This window comes from Rhizobium sp. 01N447_2, from assembly GCF_056399245.1.
In genome coordinates, this window is the sequence record NZ_JBFTQY010000052.1 from 1 (window position 1) to 16,283 (window position 16,283).

Annotated in this window: 18 protein-coding genes and 1 pseudogene; 12 read left to right on the forward strand and 7 right to left on the reverse strand. The window is 61.3% G+C overall.

Annotated elements, in window-relative coordinates; all coding sequences use genetic code 11:
- The first annotated feature begins 53 nt into the window (after positions 1-53).
- The 10 genes from AC1ECN_RS27010 (at position 54) to AC1ECN_RS27055 (ending at position 8,123) form a co-directional block, all read left to right on the forward strand.
- A complete protein-coding gene (locus AC1ECN_RS27010) occupies positions 54-809 on the forward strand; it encodes an ABC transporter ATP-binding protein (protein ID WP_024321421.1) in 756 nt (251 codons plus the stop codon).
- Positions 806-1,534, forward strand: coding sequence for an ABC transporter ATP-binding protein (locus AC1ECN_RS27015; RefSeq protein ID WP_130665616.1), 729 nt, complete (start codon positions 806-808; stop codon positions 1,532-1,534). Before AC1ECN_RS27010 ends, AC1ECN_RS27015 begins: the two co-directional genes overlap by 4 nt.
- A complete protein-coding gene (locus tag AC1ECN_RS27020; protein WP_164582596.1) occupies positions 1,531-2,445 on the forward strand; it encodes a branched-chain amino acid ABC transporter permease in 915 nt (304 codons plus the stop codon). The genes AC1ECN_RS27015 and AC1ECN_RS27020 overlap by 4 nt, the downstream gene beginning before the upstream one ends.
- On the forward strand, positions 2,442-3,479 hold the full coding sequence (locus tag AC1ECN_RS27025; RefSeq protein WP_130687336.1) for a branched-chain amino acid ABC transporter permease: 1,038 nt from the start codon (positions 2,442-2,444) through the stop codon (positions 3,477-3,479). Before AC1ECN_RS27020 ends, AC1ECN_RS27025 begins: the two co-directional genes overlap by 4 nt.
- A 40-nt stretch (positions 3,480-3,519) precedes the next feature.
- Entirely contained in the window at positions 3,520-4,305 is a 786-nt protein-coding gene (locus AC1ECN_RS27030; RefSeq protein ID WP_027687985.1) for a coniferyl-alcohol dehydrogenase, read from the forward strand.
- A gap of 23 nt (positions 4,306-4,328) precedes the next feature.
- Positions 4,329-5,774 (forward strand): aldehyde dehydrogenase, encoded by a 1,446-nt coding sequence (locus tag AC1ECN_RS27035; protein ID WP_130697439.1) that lies wholly within the window; start codon positions 4,329-4,331, stop codon positions 5,772-5,774.
- Between the two features lie 250 nt (positions 5,775-6,024).
- A complete protein-coding gene (locus AC1ECN_RS27040; protein WP_024321426.1) occupies positions 6,025-6,372 on the forward strand; it encodes a DUF488 domain-containing protein in 348 nt (115 codons plus the stop codon).
- A 141-nt stretch (positions 6,373-6,513) separates the two neighbouring features.
- Positions 6,514-7,035 (forward strand): DUF4142 domain-containing protein, encoded by a 522-nt coding sequence (locus AC1ECN_RS27045; RefSeq protein WP_024321427.1) that lies wholly within the window; start codon positions 6,514-6,516, stop codon positions 7,033-7,035.
- A 9-nt stretch (positions 7,036-7,044) separates the two neighbouring features.
- Positions 7,045-7,365 (forward strand): cupredoxin domain-containing protein, encoded by a 321-nt coding sequence (locus AC1ECN_RS27050; RefSeq protein WP_164582598.1) that lies wholly within the window; start codon positions 7,045-7,047, stop codon positions 7,363-7,365.
- 44 nt (positions 7,366-7,409) lie between these two features.
- Positions 7,410-8,123 carry an RNA polymerase sigma factor gene (locus AC1ECN_RS27055; RefSeq protein ID WP_477954651.1) on the forward strand — a complete coding sequence of 238 codons (714 nt, stop codon included), beginning with the start codon at positions 7,410-7,412 and terminating at the stop codon, positions 8,121-8,123.
- On the opposite strand, the pseudogene AC1ECN_RS27060 reads toward AC1ECN_RS27055, so the two are convergent.
- Positions 8,092-8,472, reverse strand: a pseudogene (locus AC1ECN_RS27060) (aconitate hydratase AcnA); the annotation flags it as partial. The gene AC1ECN_RS27055 and the pseudogene AC1ECN_RS27060 sit on opposite strands and share 32 nt — an antisense overlap.
- A complete protein-coding gene (locus tag AC1ECN_RS27065) occupies positions 8,442-8,717 on the reverse strand; it encodes a hypothetical protein (protein WP_245002745.1) in 276 nt (91 codons plus the stop codon). The gene AC1ECN_RS27065 and the pseudogene AC1ECN_RS27060, both read right to left, overlap by 31 nt.
- A 1,118-nt stretch (positions 8,718-9,835) precedes the next feature.
- Between AC1ECN_RS27065 and AC1ECN_RS27070 the strand changes: the two genes are divergently transcribed.
- Together AC1ECN_RS27070 and cysE are read left to right on the forward strand one after the other, a co-directional pair.
- Positions 9,836-10,789, forward strand: a complete 954-nt coding sequence (locus AC1ECN_RS27070) for a sulfonate ABC transporter substrate-binding protein (RefSeq protein ID WP_477954653.1) — start codon at positions 9,836-9,838, stop codon at positions 10,787-10,789.
- Between the two features lie 50 nt (positions 10,790-10,839).
- The gene (gene cysE, locus AC1ECN_RS27075; RefSeq protein WP_018493616.1) at positions 10,840-11,688 is read left to right on the forward strand and encodes a serine O-acetyltransferase; all 849 of its coding nucleotides are present in this window, start codon (positions 10,840-10,842) and stop codon (positions 11,686-11,688) included.
- A 108-nt stretch (positions 11,689-11,796) separates the two neighbouring features.
- Here the strand turns inward: cysE and AC1ECN_RS27080 are convergent, their stop codons facing one another.
- From AC1ECN_RS27080 to AC1ECN_RS27100, 5 genes are read right to left on the reverse strand one after another with little or no spacing between them, the layout of a single operon-like run.
- Complete coding sequence (locus AC1ECN_RS27080) at positions 11,797-12,093, reverse strand: YciI family protein (RefSeq protein ID WP_018071408.1); 297 nt, start codon at positions 12,091-12,093, stop codon at positions 11,797-11,799.
- Complete coding sequence (locus AC1ECN_RS27085) at positions 12,090-12,938, reverse strand: dioxygenase family protein (protein ID WP_130697441.1); 849 nt, start codon at positions 12,936-12,938, stop codon at positions 12,090-12,092. Before AC1ECN_RS27085 ends, AC1ECN_RS27080 begins: the two co-directional genes overlap by 4 nt.
- Positions 12,939-12,957: 19 nt before the next feature.
- Entirely contained in the window at positions 12,958-14,016 is a 1,059-nt protein-coding gene (locus tag AC1ECN_RS27090; RefSeq protein WP_130656458.1) for a maleylacetate reductase, read from the reverse strand.
- Position 14,017: 1 nt separating this feature from the next.
- Positions 14,018-14,998 (reverse strand): gamma-resorcylate decarboxylase, encoded by a 981-nt coding sequence (gene tsdA / locus AC1ECN_RS27095; RefSeq protein WP_164582600.1) that lies wholly within the window; start codon positions 14,996-14,998, stop codon positions 14,018-14,020.
- A 47-nt stretch (positions 14,999-15,045) separates the two neighbouring features.
- Complete coding sequence (locus AC1ECN_RS27100) at positions 15,046-16,278, reverse strand: flavin-dependent monooxygenase (RefSeq protein ID WP_130697442.1); 1,233 nt, start codon at positions 16,276-16,278, stop codon at positions 15,046-15,048.
- Positions 16,279-16,283: the final 5 nt, after the last annotated feature.

A 16,283-nucleotide genomic window follows, 5' to 3' on the forward strand; every position in this document is an offset into this window, starting at 1 on the left:
ACCCCAATGTCCCGGTCGGCGCCAAGCTCACCGCCTATAACGGGTAACGCACAGTGCTGCAGCGGGAAGCTCATAATCGGCCGGGGGGAGCCTTTCTCTCGGCCAAGGGAATCCACAAGCGGTTCGGCGCGCTGGTGGTGCTGGAGAATCTGGATTTTTCCATGGGCGATGGCGAGGCGGTCGGCATTGTCGGGCCGAACGGCGCGGGCAAGACGACCCTGCTCAGCGTGCTTGCCGGCGCCTTCCCGCCGAGTGAGGGAAGCATCACCTTCGACGGCGTCGACGTCACGCGCCGGACGGCGGCGGAGCGCTGCCGGTCCGGGCTCGTCCGGACCCATCAGATTCCCAAGCCCTTCGGCGGCATGACGACTTTTGAGAATGTTTTCGTCGCCGCATCGCACGGCAATGCCGCAAGCCGCGACGAGGCCTATGAGCGCGTGGTGGATTCGCTTTCGCTCTGCGGCATGCTCGGAGTGGCCAACCGCCCCGCCGACACGCTTGGCCTGCTGGATCGCAAACGGCTGGAGCTTGCCCGTGCGCTTGCCACGCAGCCGAGGCTGATGCTGCTCGACGAGATCGGCGGCGGCCTGACCGATGGCGAGGCGAGCGAACTCGTCGAAACCATCCTCGAATTGCGCCGCCGCGGCATCGGCATCGTCTGGATCGAGCATATCGTTCATATCCTCCTGCAGGTGGCGGAGCGGCTGATCTGCATGGACGCCGGCAGGATCATCGCCGATGGCGAACCGAAAACGGTCATGAGCAATGCGGAGGTGGTCAAGGCCTATCTCGGAGGGACACCCGCATGAGCCTTCTCTCCATCCGCGACCTCGATGTCCGCCACGGCCTGCTCCAGGCGGTGCGCGGGGTCAGTTTCGATCTTGCCAAGGGCGAGGTACTGGCGCTGGTCGGCGCAAATGGCGCGGGCAAGACGACGCTGCTGCGCTCGATTGCCGGCGCTCATCTGCCATCCTCCGGCCGCGTCCTTCTCAACGACGAAGATCTGGCCGCCGTCCCGTCCAACAAGCGGATCGCCAAGGGCATCGCCCTGGTGCCGGAAGGCCGGCGCCTGTTTTCGCAGATGACGGTGGAAGAGAACCTGCTTCTTGGAAAGACTTCCGGCCGCAAGGGCGAGTGGAGTATCGATCGTGTCCTCGACGCCTTTCCGAACCTGAAACCCCGCCGTTACGCCAAAACAGGACATCTCTCGGGCGGGGAACAGCAGGCGACTGCGATCGGCCGGGCGCTGATGAGCAATCCCGATATTCTTCTCCTGGACGAGGTCTCGCTCGGACTTTCGCCTCTGGTCGTCGATCGCGTCTACGCCCAGCTGCAGGCGCTGCTCACCTCGGGAACGACCATCGTGCTCGTCGAGCAGGATCTCGCTCGCGCCATGAGCGTGGCAAGCCGTGTCATCTGCATGCTGGAAGGACGCATCGTCCTCGACCGGCCGGCCGCCGTCGTCACGCGCGAGCACGTCACCCAAGCCTATTTCGGATTGCACCGGGCAGCCGGCGAAAGGAGCGCACCGTGATCAACACCCTGCTCCAGGGCATTCTGCTGGGCGGCTATTACGCCGTCATCGCCTGCGGCCTGTCCTTCATGTTCTCGGTCATGCGGATCATCAATCTCGCGCATGGCAGCCTGGCGGTCGCAGCCGCTTACGGGCTGTGGCTGCTGGCCGCCAAATTCGGCATTTCGCCCTTCGCTGGCCTGCTGATCGTGTTGCCGGTCATGGCGGCGGTCGGCTGGCTGTTGCAGCGCTTCGTTCTGGAACGTAGCGCCCGCGGCGGCACGCTCTTGCCGATCCTGACGACCTTCGGCCTGTCGATCGTCATCGACAACCTGCTGTTCGAGCAGTTCGGCGCCGACACCCGGTCGCTCGCGCCGTTCATCGGCAACTTGTCCTATGCATCCTGGCAACTGCCGGGCCACATCTTCGTCGGCAAGCTTGCCGTCCTGATGATGGTGACGGCAGTCCTCATTCTCGGCGGGCTGCAGTTCTTCCTGAGCCGTTTTGCCCTTGGTCGCGCGATCCGCGCCACGGCGGAAGATCCCGACACGGCAGGACTGGTCGGTATCGACGCCCGCAGGGTCAACGCCGTCGCCACCGCGATCACCATGGTCACGGTCGGGATCGCCGGTGCTTTTCTCGGGACGCGGGCAACCTTCAGCGCTTATTCCGGCGGCCCGCAGCTTCTCTTCGCCTTCGAGGCCGCCGTCATCGGTGGAGCGGGATCGCTATGGGGTACGCTGGCCGGCGGCATCGTTCTCGGCCTTGCCCAATCGCTCGGCGCGCAATTGCATCCGCAAGGCTTCCTGATCGGCGGCCATGCCGTGTTCCTGCTGGTGCTTTTCGTCAGGCTATCCCGGTTCGGCATGCCGGTTCTCGACAAACTTGGCGCCTCTCTCAAACTGCGCACCCGTCTCCGGAGCCCGACATGAGCCCCAACGCGACCCTTGCCTCCAATGGAATATCGATAGAACGCTGGACGAAATCGTCGCGGGTGGCGCTTGGCTGCATGGCCGCGGTGCTCGTCCTCTTGATGTTTGCCCCCACTGTCCTCGGCGCCGGCGCGATCGACCGGATGACGGCCCTGTTCATCTACGTGATCCTTGCCGCCATGTGGAATGCGCTTGCCGGTTTCGGCGGGCTCGTCTCGGTCGGCCAGCAGGTGTTTTTCGGCCTCGGCGCCTATTTCACCATCCGGCTTGCGGATGCGGGGCTCAATCCCTTCGTCGCGCTGTTTGCCGCCGCGGTCGTGACCGGTGCGCTGTCGATCCCGCTATCGCTGTTCATGCTGCGCCTGAAGGGCGGCGAGTTCGCGATCGGCATGTGGGTCGTCGCCGAACTCGCCCATCTGCTCGTCAACCTCGACCGGCTGATCCAGGGGGAAACGGGCACCTCGCTGATCTCGCTCAATGTCTATGACGGCGCAACGCGGCGGGCAACGATCTACTGGCTCGCCTTGATAGCCATGGCCGCACTGCTCGGCGCTCTCTTCATGCTGATGCGCAGCCGCGCCGGTGCGGCCATGCAGGCGATCCGCGACAATGAGGAGGCGGCAACCTCGGTCGGCGTGCGCGTGATCGCGACCAAGAGACTGCTCTTCGTGCTCGCCGCCTTCGGCATCGCGGTCGCCGGAGGCCTGTGGCTGGCGACCGCCACGACCTTCCAGCCGAAGACCTATTTCAGCGTCCAATGGACGGCCTACATGATCTTCATGGTGCTGGTCGGCGGGATCGGCAAGTTCGAAGGCGCCATCCTCGGCGCCATCCTATTCTTCGTGATCGAGACCGTCTTCGGCGCAGCCGGCGTCTGGTACCTGATCGGCCTCGGCGCCACCGCCGTGATTTTCTCGCTCTACCTGCCGCGCGGCCTTTGGGGCGAAATCGAGCGCCGCTTCGATTTTCAACTTCTGCCCGTCGGCTACCGGCTGAAATTGCCCGGCCCGCATAAAATCAAATGGGAAGAATGAGCCGGCTTGCATCCGGATTCTGTTGCGAAAGGTGACGTTCATGCTTTTTGGTAAAACAATCCTGGTGACCGGCGTCGCTTCCGGCATCGGCGCCCGCACGGCGGAACTGGCCGGCCATATGGGCGCCGAGGTCATCGGCGTCGATGTGCGCGAGCCGCTGGGTGGAAGTGTCGCCTTCATCAAGGGGGATCTCTCGACTGCATCAGGCGTAGCCGACATCGTCGCGCAGCTTCCGGCGCGCCTCGACGCACTCGCCAATGTCGCCGGCCTTTCCGGCAACACCGGTGTCGTCTCGACGCTCGCCGTCAATTTCTACGGGCTTCGCGCCCTGTCCGAAGCCGTGGCACCCCGCCTTCGCGAAGGCGGCGCCATCGTCAACGTCGCCTCGATTGCCGGCTACGGCTGGCGCGCCAATCTCGAGCGGGCAAAATCCTTGGCCGGAATCGAAGGCTTTCCCGAGGTGGCGGCGGTCGTCGCTGAGCACCATCTCAAGGATGAGGAAGGTTACCCGCTCTCCAAGGAGCTGCTGCTGCTCTGGACCATGCGGGCAGCCCATCAGCCGCTGTTCAAAAACCGCGGCATCCGGGTGAATGCGGTCAGCCCCGGGCCAGTGGAAACGCCGATCCTCAAGCAGTTCCGCGCCGTGCTCGGCGACGCCAAAGTCGATAGCGACATCACCCGCGTCGGCCGGGCCGGCACCTCCGCCGATATTGCGCCTGCCGTGCTCTTCCTCTGCTCGGATGGCGGGCGCTGGATCAACGGCGCCAACATTGCCGTCGACGGCGGCCTCGAAGCTTCCATCAACGCCGAAGTCCTCGGCTTCTAGTTCTTGTCCCCAGGAGACCCACGATGAATATTTCCCTCCTCATAAACGGCGCCGACCGCGCAGCCTCCAGCGGCCGGACTTATGATCGTCTCGATCCCTTCACCGAAAAGCTCGCAAGCCGCGCTGCCGCGGCAAGCCTGGAGGATGTTGCCGCGGCCGTTGATGCCGCCTCCGCTGCCTTCGGCGCCTGGTCGAAGACCGGCCCCGGCCAGCGCCGCGCCATCCTGATGAAGGCTGCCGATATCATGGATTCCAAAGTCGGCGAGTTTACGCGACTGATGATCGAGGAGACCGGCTCAACCGCACCCTGGGCCGGCTTCAATGTCATGCTCGCCGCCAACATCCTGCGCGAGGCCGGCGCCATGACGACGCAGATATCAGGCGAAATCATCCCTTCCGACAAACCCGGCACGCTCGCCATGGGTGTTCGCCAGGCTGCCGGTGTCTGCCTGGCGATCGCACCCTGGAACGCGCCCGTCATCCTCGCCACCCGCGCCATCGCCACGCCGCTCGCCTGCGGCAACACCGTCGTCCTCAAGGCATCCGAACAATGCCCCGGYACGCACCGGCTGATTGCCACAGTGCTGACCGAAGCGGGCCTGCCGGCCGGCGTCATCAACGTCCTCACCAACGCGCCGGAGGATGCGCCTGAGATCGTTACCGCGCTGATTGCCCATCCGGCCGTCAAGCGCGTGAACTTCACCGGCTCGACCAAGGTCGGCAAGATCATCGCCGAGACCTGCGGCAGACATCTCAAACCCGCCCTTCTCGAGCTCGGCGGCAAGGCGCCGCTCGTTGTCCTCGACGACGCCGATATCGACGGTGCCGTCAATGCCGCTATTTTCGGCGCCTTCATGCATCAGGGGCAGATCTGCATGTCGACGGAGCGGATCATCGTCGACGAGACGATCGCCGATCAATTCGTCGCCAAACTGGCCGCCCGCGCCAGCCAGCTGCCGGCCGGCGACCCGCGTGGCCACGTCGTTCTCGGCTCGCTGATCAGCCTCGACGCAGCGAAGAAAATGGAGGGGCTGATCGCCGATGCGACGGCCAAGGGTGCAAAACTCGTGGCCGGCGGCAAGCGCTCCGGCACCGTGGTCGAGGCGACGCTGCTCGATCATGTCACGCCCGAGATGCGCGTCTATGCAGAAGAATCCTTCGGCCCGGTCAAGCCGATCATTCGCGTCTCCGGCGAGGAAGAGGCAATCCGCATCGCCAACGATACCGAATACGGCCTCTCATCCGCCGTCTTCAGCCGGAATGTCCAGCGGGCAATGGCGGTTGCGGCGCGGATCGAATCCGGCATCTGCCACATCAATGGCCCGACCGTGAACGACGAGGCGCAAATGCCCTTCGGCGGCGTCAAGGGCAGCGGCTACGGCCGCTTCGGCGGCAAGGCGGCGATCGCCGAATTCACCGACCTGCGCTGGATCACGGTAGAGGATTCCGCCCAGCACTATCCCTTCTGAGCAGGTTTGACAGGCGTCACCGTGCCACGACGCCATTGCGGTCGTGGCACGGCCTATGCTCAGACCGGCGAAAGTGATTTCGCACCGCCCCTAGGAAGATGCTTCAGCGCTTCGATATGCCGTGGGCGGCAAAATAGTTCGGTGCCCGTTTGAAGAGGTTCTAGCACCTGTATCTCGGGCGCCAGTCTGGAACCAAACCCTTGTCACACCTATTCGGCCGAATTGGCTTCGCACATATGGGGTGAGACACATGGCCTTGCACATCAAACGAATCTACGAGTCGAAAGACGACAAGGACGGCTTGCGCATCCTGGTCGACCGGCTATGGCCGCGCGGGTTGAGCAAGCAGGATGCAGCAGTCGACATCTGGGTGAAGGATGTCGCACCAAGCCCGGCGCTGCGCCGGTGGTTTGGCCACGATCCCGCCAAGTGGACCGAGTTTCAGCAGCGGTATCGGGACGAGCTGGAGAAGAACCCATCCGCCGTCGAGGAGTTGAAACGTCAGATCCGGCAAGAGGACGCGACGCTTCTCTACGCTGCGAAAGACCTGCAGCACAATCATGCCATCGTACTTCAGCGCTTTCTCGGCAAAGACTGACCGCCGCTGATGATACACGCTCTCTCCGTGTCCGAAATTTCCGGGAACCTTTTCGACAAACCTGCATCCAATGCTCGCTTTCGAAGGCGCATCACCGTTGCCGCCGGAAGGCATTCGGTCACGACACAAGGGAGACAGATGATGTTGAAACGAATTCTCGGCGCCACCCTGATGGCGGCATCGCTCGGCACGGCTTCGATCGCCGCCGATGCAAAGCCGACCGATCCTCAGATCGCCCACATCGCCTATACGGCGGGACAGATCGATGTCACCGCGGCAGAGCAGGCGTTGAAGAAGAGCAAGAATACCGAAGTCATTGCATTCGCCAAAACCATGGAGCGCGACCACAAGGCTGTCAACGATCAGGCGCTCGCTCTCGCCAAGAAGCTGAAAGTGACACCCGAAGACAACCCCGTCAGCCAGTCCTTGTCGACACAGGCGACCAAGGAACTGACGACGCTGGAGGCGCTCGACGGCGCGGCGTTCGACAAGGCCTATGTCGAAAACGAAGTCGCCTATCACAGATCGGTCAACGACGCGCTTGCCAACATCTTGATCCCGTCGGCTCAGAATAAAGATCTCAAGTCGCTGCTGGAAACGGGCCTGACCCTGTTCAAGGAACATCAGATGCATGCCGAGCATCTGGCTTCCACGATCAAATAGGCTTGAGGAATGGACTCGCTACTGAAATCGCTCCCGCTGCTGTCTGCACTGCTTTGGGCGGGCGACGGGGTTGCCTCGGCGGCGGACTATCAGATCACCATCACCGGCATGAAATTCGGCTCGCCGCCTGCCGAGCTGCATGTCGGCGATGTGATCGTCTGGAGAAACGATGATATATTCAGGCACACGGCAACCGCTCGCGACAAGAGCTTCGATATCGACCTGCCGCCGAAATCGGAAGGCCGCTTGACTGTCGCCCAGGCGGGAGCGATTGATTTTTATTGTCGTTTTCATCCCGCCATGACGGGCAAACTGGACGTCCGGCCGTAGGCCGGGCTCCAATCGACAGACGGGCAAGCAGACGGAGAACTCCCATGGCAGCCATTCCGGTTCCGGCCGAGCGACACCGGCAGCAGATGTCGATACTGTCCGACGCCGATCTCGTGCCCCTGGCGAAAATGGGCGACGAGCCCGCCATCCGCACCATCGTTCAGCGTCACAATCAGCGCCTGTTCCGGACGGCGCGCGCCATCATCCGCAACGATGCGGAGGCGGAAGACGTCGTCCAGGCCGCCTATGTCAAGGCCTTCACCAATCTGGCGACGTTCCGGGGCGACGCACAACTTTCGACATGGCTGACCCGCATTACGCTCAACGAGGCGCTCAGCCGCGTGCGGGGCCGAAAGAACACCACCGGGCTCGAGGAAATCGAAATGCAGACGACGGCGCGGGGTGGCGAAGTGTTACAGTTTCCGTCCTTCCTGTCCGCAACCGATCCGGAAACCGAGCTCGCCAGGAGCCAGGCGCGGCATCTCCTCGAAAATGCGGTCGACGAACTCCCGGACGATTTTCGTGCCGTGTTCGTGCTGCGGGATATCGAGGGCATGAGCACGGACGAGGCCGCCTCTTATCTCGGCATAAGACCCGAAACAGCCAAGACCCGGCTGCACCGGGCGCGCAAGATGATGYGCCAGTCGATCGAAAAACAGCTCTCCGGCGCATTCTCGGCCCTGTTCCCGTTCGATGGCGCCCGCTGCGCCTTCATGGCTGAGCGCGTCATCGCCGCCGTTCGTCAAAAGACGCCATGATGTTCCGCAATATAAGCGGGAGAATCCCTCCGGCCTTCAGTGTTTCGACCTCGGCCATCGTCTCGATCGCGGCCGTTGCCGCAAATGAGATTTCATCGCCGCCAGTCGGCTTGATGGTCACGCTGACGGGGCAACGGGATGCGACGAGATGATCGTCCGCGCGGATCTCCAGGACATCGCCAGTCAGCTTCAATAGCTCAGGCCCATATTCGGGCGGAAGCCGTAACGGCAATATTCCCATACCGATGAGGTTGGAGCGGTGAATTCGCTCGAAGCTTCGTGCCAACACGGCGCGGACACCCAAAAGCGAAACGCCTTTCACGGCCCAGTCACGCGATGAACCCATGCCTCGGGCGCATCATCGGCCCGGGGCACGACCCTGACACCCCGCAATTCCCGCCGCACATCGAGGCGCGAGAATGTCTGCGCTTCGGCGTCGCGGGTCAGGATGATGGTATGGGGATCGCCCCAGCGCGGGCCGCCGATCAATAGCGCAAAGTACCGATCGTCCGCCATACCCGCAGCGTGAAGCGTCGCCTCCCATGCTCCGTAGAGCTCCTCGAAATCTTCGTCGTCGTCGACAGCGTCGGTCATCGAGGCTTGGACGGCAGCCCTTTTCCGCTGCGCGCTCCTCTTCCTCTTCGGTCAATTCTCGTTTCGTGCTTGTCGGCGAAAGGTCACGTTCATGTAAAGATTGCTCTCAGTCGAGCCATTCAGATCACCGAAGACGAGATAATCGTAGGTTTCCGGTGCCTGCGGCAGCTTTTCCTTATGAAACCAGCCCAAGTCGTATCGGTCAGTCGGTAAAGCTGCGAATGATAGCCCGTTACGAACAAGGCATCACCAATCAGCGCTATTGAGTTGACGTATCCAGGGTCGGTCGAATCGTCGGAATAGACTCCTGCGCCCTCTATTTTTCGATGGGAGGAATTCTGCCCCATCGGTAGGGTATAAACATCACCTTCGTCACTGAGGGCGTAAATGATCGGTCGTCCATCCGCCCCTATTTTGCCAGCAAGATCATCGATCTTGCGTGGGACGTCGGAACGAGACCAAGGTTGTTCCTTCGCCCCTCGTAAACGAGGATATACGAGTGCATATCCTCGTAGTCCTTGCCGCTGAACACGACGCAGAAGGTGTCCTTCGCCAGGGCAATGGCTGCATATTTCCTCACTTCAATAAGTCCCAGCTTTTAGCACATCAATCAAAGGCTGACCTCCAGGTAGTTTCGGAGGATTGGTCGTCGTTCGTCCAGGTTGACGGAATTTGCTACCGACTTGAATGGTCGCGGCGTCTTTTGCCATTTTTTGCATTTTTCAGGTAGCTCTTCGATCTGATCGATCGCCTTATGCGCCTCATCTCCGGTTTTGCCGAGCGGAGCCGTTCCCTGAGCGCTTCGTGGGCGAAGACTGACACGTCGGTGTGGCCGCATGGACCTAGGTTAATTCGCTCAGGGGAGCGATATGTGCCGCRAATACCGTGAATATCGCCGGACTGCAGCCGATGGTTGGAAAAGCTCTACTCAATCCCCGATCTCCTGAAACGCGGAAACGACGTGCGTCGGGAACTGAATCACCAGGCGCARTTCTTTTTGCTCGCTGCCGGGACAGAACAAAAAAGCGAATCCCGGAGAAGCGGGCTCAGGAGTACGTATAATCTAGTAAAAATGTAGAGACACTTTAATTTGGCGTCGTCTTATTCCGGAGGGTATGATGAAGATCACAAGACGCGCTTTCACTGCACTGGTCGCAGGTGCCATCGCGACACCTTTGACGCATGTTCGACCGGCTGGCGCGGCTGACAAGGTCGTGCGTATCGGCTACCAGAAATATGGAACTCTGGTGCTTCTCAAGGGCAAAGGCTTGCTGGAGAAGAAGCTTAAATCCATCGACTACACGGTTGAATGGACCGAATTTCCGGGCGGCCCCCAGCTCCTCGAGGCCCTGAACGCTGGTGCTGTCGATTTCGGATCGACCGGCGAAACGCCACCGATCTTCGCCCAGGCCGCGAAAGCTCCGCTTGTCTATATCGCACATGAGCCGCCCGCCCCGCGCGGCGAAGCCATATTGGTCCCTAGGGATAGTCCCATAAAATCGGTCGCAGAGCTGAAGGGCAAGAAGGTCGCCTTCAACAAGGGCTCGAACGTGCATTACCTGCTCGTTAAGGCGCTCGAAGAAGCCGGCTTGACCTATGAGGACGTGGAGCCATCCTTCCTCGCCCCAGCCGACGGCCGCGCAGCTTTCGAAAGGGGCGCGGTGGATGCATGGGTCATCTGGGATCCCTTCCAGGCTGCTGCGGAAGTGGCGATCGAAGCGAGAGAGCTCAGAAACGGCGAGGGCATCGTTCCCAATCACCAGTTCTATCTCGGCACGAGTGCGCTGGTTGACGGCCACGCCCAGGCGATCGATGTCTTGATCGACGCCATTTCCGAGATCGACGAATGGACCAAGTCCGACACCGCGGCTGCGGCTGCAGAGCTATCACCGTCGGTCGGCATCCCCGAACCTGTCCTCGTCAAGGCGCTCGAACGTCAGTCCTATGGGATCAAGAGCCTGGATGACTCCGTCGTCGCGCAGCAGCAGAGCATCGCCGACACCTTTTTCAAACTCAAGCTCATTCCCAAGGAGGTGACGATTGCGGACGTTGTCCGCAAGGGCAAGGCGTAGCGCTCATCGACATGGAAGACGCGGATGTCCGCCTGTAGAAGGAAGGTAGCATGACGGTTCCACTGGTCAGCTTAAGCAATCTGTCGACCGAGCCATCCCCCTCGCCTCAGGTTGCCGCGATATGGGCGGCTCTTTGCGCGGAGGCCGTCAATGCTTCCGCCAAGGATGCAGCACTCACGCGCGCCATGAATTCAGCAGTGCTTTATCATGCGAGTTTCGCCCAGGCACTCGCTCAGCGGGTCGCGATCAAACTGGCCAATCACGATCTCGACCATGACGAGCTGCTGGCGGTGATTGCGCAGGCGTTCGTCGGCAATCGCAATATTGTCGCCGATGCCGCCGCCGACCTGACAGCGATCAAGGCACGTGATCCGTCGAACACGGAAATCCTGACGCCATTCCTTTATTTCAAGGGCTTTGTGGCTTTGCAGGGACAACGGGTCGCCCACTGGCTTTGGCATCATGACCGGCTCCATTTGGCACGCCACATCCAGAGCCGAATTTCTGAAGTTTTCGGCGTCGACATTCATCCCGCCGCGAAGATGGGAAAGAGCATCATGCTCGACCATGGGAGCGGCCTGGTGATCGGCGAGACGGCGGTCGTCGAAGACGACGTATCCATACTTCAGAATGTCACATTGGGAGGGACGGGCAAGGAGGCCGGCGACCGGCACCCCAAGGTACGGCGCGGCGCTCTTATCGGAGCGGGAGCCAAGATTCTCGGCAACATCGAAATTGGCGTCGGCGCCAAGGTGGGTGCAGGCAGCGTGGTCATAAATGCTGTTGCAGATTACACATCGGTCGCCGGCATTCCGGCGAGGCAGGTGGGCAAGCGCCACTTCAACCTCCCGGGCATCACGATGGACCAAACCTTGTCCGAACCGGAGTATACGATCTAAGGCGTGGGTATGCTTGTCCTGGATATCACCCTTGCAGCGCCGGTCGCGCCAAGCTTTCCAACTGCGCATCCTGCTGGCTCTGATCAGTACCGACGGTCAAAACGCGGATCAGAGCCCCTCTAGAAGAAGCCCCAAAGTGGGCCGCCATTCGAATAGATCGATGCTGCGGTAGACACCGGAGCGGACGAAGGGATCTGCTGCGCTGAACGCCTCGAACTCGGCGAGCGTTTCGACTTCCGCGATCACGACGGCGGTCGAACCCTTGCCCTCTGCCGGCGGCGCAGAAGGTCCGGAAAGCAAGATGCGGATCGCCGCGCCATGCAGATAGGCCTTGTGCTCCTCGAGCAATCGGGAACGTTCGCCAGCCTTGCCGGGGTCGGATACCGCATAGCGGGCAACGATCATTGTCTATTCTCCACTGGCGTCAGCACGAAATCGAAATCGGAGCGCCAGACCGTCGCACGATCGATACGCTCGAAAGGCGCGACCAGGCTGCTTTTCACACCAAACACCGTATCGGATTCCAGATAGGGATCGTCGCCGACAAAAGTGTGGGTTACGAGCTTCTGATAGCCTGAAGCCTTGATTAGGTAATGGGTATGGGAAGGACGGTAGGGATGGCGACCGAGGGACGTCAGCATCTGGCCGACCGGGCCATCATCCGGGATCGGATAGGAAACCGGCTTTATGCCGACGAAACTATAGGTGCCATCTGCGCCGGTGACGAAGATGCCCCGGTTGTTCCACTTCGGCTGGATATCCGGTTGCTGGACGTCGTAGAAGCCATCGGAATTATCCGACCATACATCGATCCGGGCTCTCTCGATCGGATTGCCGTTGAGATCCAGCACGCGCCCGATGAAGAGACAGCTCTCACCCTTGCCGTCGAGCGAGATGTTTTCACCCATCTGCCGTACGGGCGCGCCTTCGACATGGAACGGTCCAAACACGGTATTTTCCGTAGCGCCTGGCGGGCGCCGGTTGTTGATCGCATCCACCAGCATCGACAAACCCAGCGTATCGCTGAGCAGGATGAACTCCTGTCGCTCGTCATGACAGAGATGGCCGGTTCGGGTCAGGAAGCCGATGGCCAGCTCCCATTCCTCCTGGGTCAGGCTGATATCCTTGGCAAAGGCATGCAGGTGCTTGACAAGCGACGCCATGATTTCGGCCAGGCGTGGATTAATGTCCTGCCCCATCCGCGAGTTGACGGCTTCCGCGGATCTCTCTTCGCTGAAATATTCAGGCACGTGGCCATCCTCCTAAGCATTAACGCGGCCGTGCGCCCTCCCAGGCGCTCTGCAACAAAGCTCGGATCGCTTCCCGTTCGATCGGGCGCGGGTTCCAGTAGGGGTTCTGGGCGGCGAGTTCCGCCGCACGGTCCAGATCGGCTTCCTTCATACCCAGATCTCGCAGCGCCATGGGGGCGCCGATCGAAGCGGCAAAATCATAAAGACCGCTGCCCAGCGAGCCGCCGAAAAGATCGGCAGCGGGCTTTAGCGCATCCGCTGCGGCCTGCGCGTTGTAGGCAGCAGAATGGGGAAGAATGACCGCATGGGTTTCCGCATGCGGCAGATCGAAGCTACCGCCCAGCGTATGGCAAAGCTTGTGATGCAAGGCCATTCCAACCGCTCCCAGCACCGTGCCGCACAGCCAGGAGCCGTAAAGCGCTTCGCTTCGCGGCTCGACATCCCCAGGTGCATTGACGATGTGAGGTAAAGCCAGCTTCAGCGCGCGCAGGCCCTCGACCGCCATCATCGACGAAATGGGATTGCGATCCTGTGCGTAGAGACCTTCGACCGCGTGCGCCATCGCATTGAGCCCACTGCTGACGCTGATGTTGACCGGCAATCCCAATGTCAATTCAGGGTCGTAGATCACCACTTCGGGCAGGATGCCGGGCCCGCGGACCGTCGTCTTCTGCCCGTTTTCTGTCTGGCCAAGGATCGGTGTAACCTCCGACCCTGCATAGGTCGTCGCCACCACGATTTGTGGCGCGTCGTTGCGGTAGGCGATCGCCTTGCCGAGACCGATCGTCGATCCGCCGCCGATCGCGACGACGCAATCGGCATCGGCTCCGTGGTATGCCGCCATCGCGCGCTCGGTCACATCGACCGGCGTATGCATCGTCGCATCGTGGAACAGTCGCGCCGCAAGCGGGCCGAGGGAAGCAGCGATCCGTTCAGCCTCCGCTTTCTGGTGCGGGGTCGAAAGGATCAGGGCGCGCTTGCCGCCCTGCCCTGCAATCGCCTCGGCGAGACGATTCAACGAGCCGCTCCCGAAGAAGATCTGGGCCGCGCTGGCCGTGTATCTGAAAGGTGCAACCATGCTATCGATCGAGTTTGAAGAGTGAAACTGCGTTGGTGCGACCGATCTTCAGACGGTCGGCTTCGGAGATGGTCGTGTTGTCGAACCAGTTTGCAGCATGGTCGACGTTCTCGAATGGCCAGTCTGTCGAGAACAGAATTCGGTCCGCGCCAATTTCCAGCATCGCATCGATAAGCGATTGCGTGCGGAAGTTCCCCGACGTCGTGATATAGAAATTCTCGTTGAAATAATCGGCAATCGGGCGTTTGGCGGGATAGTTCTTTTCCACCTTGACCCACGCATTCCGGTTGTCGATGCGCCACATCATGTAGGGTAGCCCCTCGCCCATGTGACCAACGATGATCCGCAAAGCCGGATGTTCGTCAAACAGGCCGGATCCCATCAAGCGCAGCGCGTGAACAGCGGTCTCGTGCGCGAACGCCCATGTCGGACCCATCAGCCAGGAATGGCCAGCATAGATCCGGCTATCCTGCGGCAGCGGGTTGCGCGGATGCAGATAGAAGGGAACGTTGAGTTTTTCGACTTCGGCCCAGAACGGACGATATTGCGGCAGGTCGTAGTAAAGCGGCGTCGTTCCGTCGCCTTCCTGCGAGAAGCCATTGACCAGTGCGCCGACGAAACCCAGCGTTGTCACGCAGCGCTGCAATTCCTGCGCAGCCGCATCCGCATCCTGCAGGGGCAAAGCTGCAAATCCCAGGAAACGGTTCGGGTTCTTGACGCATTGCTCTGCTAGAAAGTCGTTGGCGCGCCGGGAAATCTCCAGGGCCTTTGCCTTATCCGGGATCGCCTGCACGGCCGGAGCATTCAACGACAGGATCATTTTTTCGATGCCGTGGGCATCCATCAGCCGCAGACGCTTGTCCTGGATATCCAGAAGACGGGCGGACAGTTCGGTCCAGTAGTCGCCCGGCACGAATCCAGCCGAATCCTGCAGCGTCTCGGGAATGGCGAAATGTTCTTCAAGCGCGATCTTGCCTTGCACGATATGCTCTCTTTCCTGTCTTAAATCGAAGTAATGCGGATGGCGGATCAGAATTGTCCCTTGGGCGGAAGGCCGAGCAGCTGCTGGCCGACCATGGTGCCCACGGCATCCCAGTTCATGGAAATGTGGCGCCCGACGGCATTTGCATCGCGCCATGCCCGCTGGACGGGGTTGGACATCTGGAGGCCGAGGCCGCCTGTCGATGCATTGAGTGCTTCCACCGCCCGAAGGGCCAGGCTGACCGCAAAAGACTGGCTGCGACGGGCGAGAATCCGATCTTCTTCGGTGATCTCGCCGGTGCCATCCTCGCGGGCCTGGGCCAGTTGCTGCGCCCGGGCAATATCCCGCAGAATGATTTCGCGGGCGGCATCCACGGATGCGGAGGCTTCCGCCACGCGAAGCTGGATCGTCGGAAATTCCGCAATCTTGTTGTTGCCGCCGGCCACTGCACCGCGTGTCACACGGGCCCCCATGTGGTCGATATAGCTCTCCAGGGCGCCCTTCGCCGCACCGACGGCTGCACTGCCGAGGCAGAAAGGAACCCCCATGAGCAGCGGAATATTGAAAAGGCCGATACCTTTGTAGCCACGTCCGCCCGGCGTTCTGCCCGAGGTCGCATCCGGAAAGCTCAGCATGCGGTATTCCGGAACGAAGACATCCTTGAGGATCAGGCTTTTTGAGCCGGTGCCCGCGAGGCCGACCACATCCCAGGTCTCGGCAATGGTATAATCGCTGGCGGGAACCAGCAGGAACGCCGGTACAGGACGCTCCCGCTCGCCGTCTGGCGGAATGATCGCCGCGCAGAGCGCCCACTGGGCATTTTCGCATCCGCTCGCAAAGGCCCAATCGCCGGATAGCCGGAAACCGCCCTTGACGCATTCCGCCATACGGACCGGCGCATAGGAACCGCAGAGCAGCGCATCCGGATTGCTGCCCCACACCTCCTGCTGAACCCTTTCATCGAACATGGCGAGCAGCCATTGATGCGCGGAAAGGAGGCCGGCAACCCAGCCGGTGGAGGCGCAGGCCGACGACAGTTCGATATTTGCATCGACAAGCTCGGCAAACGATCCTTGGTCGCCACCGAAACGGGCTGGCTTGACGATATCGAAATAGCCGGTGGAGCGCAGCAGATCGATATTGCGCGCCGGCACGCGGCCGGATTTTTCGGTATCACGCGCGCCGGCCCGGATCTCGTCGAGCACCGGGGCGATACGATCTGCAAGACATGCGGTCTCAACCCGCGCCGAGGCGGGAAACAGGGCAGCTGTATTGTTCATGGAAC

Bases quoted from the DNA above. Each gene is read 5' to 3' on its own strand.
- AC1ECN_RS27015 (WP_130665616.1), top strand. From the start codon at position 806: ATGAGCCTTCTCTCCATCCGCGACCTCGATGTCCGCCACGGCCTGCTC.
- AC1ECN_RS27025 (WP_130687336.1), top strand. From the start codon at position 2,442: ATGAGCCCCAACGCGACCCTTGCCTCCAATGGAATATCGATAGAACGC.
- AC1ECN_RS27030 (WP_027687985.1), top strand. From the start codon at position 3,520: ATGCTTTTTGGTAAAACAATCCTGGTGACCGGCGTCGCTTCCGGCATC.
- AC1ECN_RS27040 (WP_024321426.1), top strand. From the start codon at position 6,025: ATGGCCTTGCACATCAAACGAATCTACGAGTCGAAAGACGACAAGGAC.
- AC1ECN_RS27045 (WP_024321427.1), top strand. From the start codon at position 6,514: ATGTTGAAACGAATTCTCGGCGCCACCCTGATGGCGGCATCGCTCGGC.
- AC1ECN_RS27050 (WP_164582598.1), top strand. From the start codon at position 7,045: ATGGACTCGCTACTGAAATCGCTCCCGCTGCTGTCTGCACTGCTTTGG.
- AC1ECN_RS27065 (WP_245002745.1), bottom strand. From the start codon at position 8,717: ATGACCGACGCTGTCGACGACGACGAAGATTTCGAGGAGCTCTACGGA.
- AC1ECN_RS27070 (WP_477954653.1), top strand. From the start codon at position 9,836: ATGAAGATCACAAGACGCGCTTTCACTGCACTGGTCGCAGGTGCCATC.
- cysE (WP_018493616.1), top strand. From the start codon at position 10,840: ATGACGGTTCCACTGGTCAGCTTAAGCAATCTGTCGACCGAGCCATCC.
- AC1ECN_RS27080 (WP_018071408.1), bottom strand. From the start codon at position 12,093: ATGATCGTTGCCCGCTATGCGGTATCCGACCCCGGCAAGGCTGGCGAA.
- AC1ECN_RS27090 (WP_130656458.1), bottom strand. From the start codon at position 14,016: ATGGTTGCACCTTTCAGATACACGGCCAGCGCGGCCCAGATCTTCTTC.
- AC1ECN_RS27100 (WP_130697442.1), bottom strand. From the start codon at position 16,278: ATGAACAATACAGCTGCCCTGTTTCCCGCCTCGGCGCGGGTTGAGACC.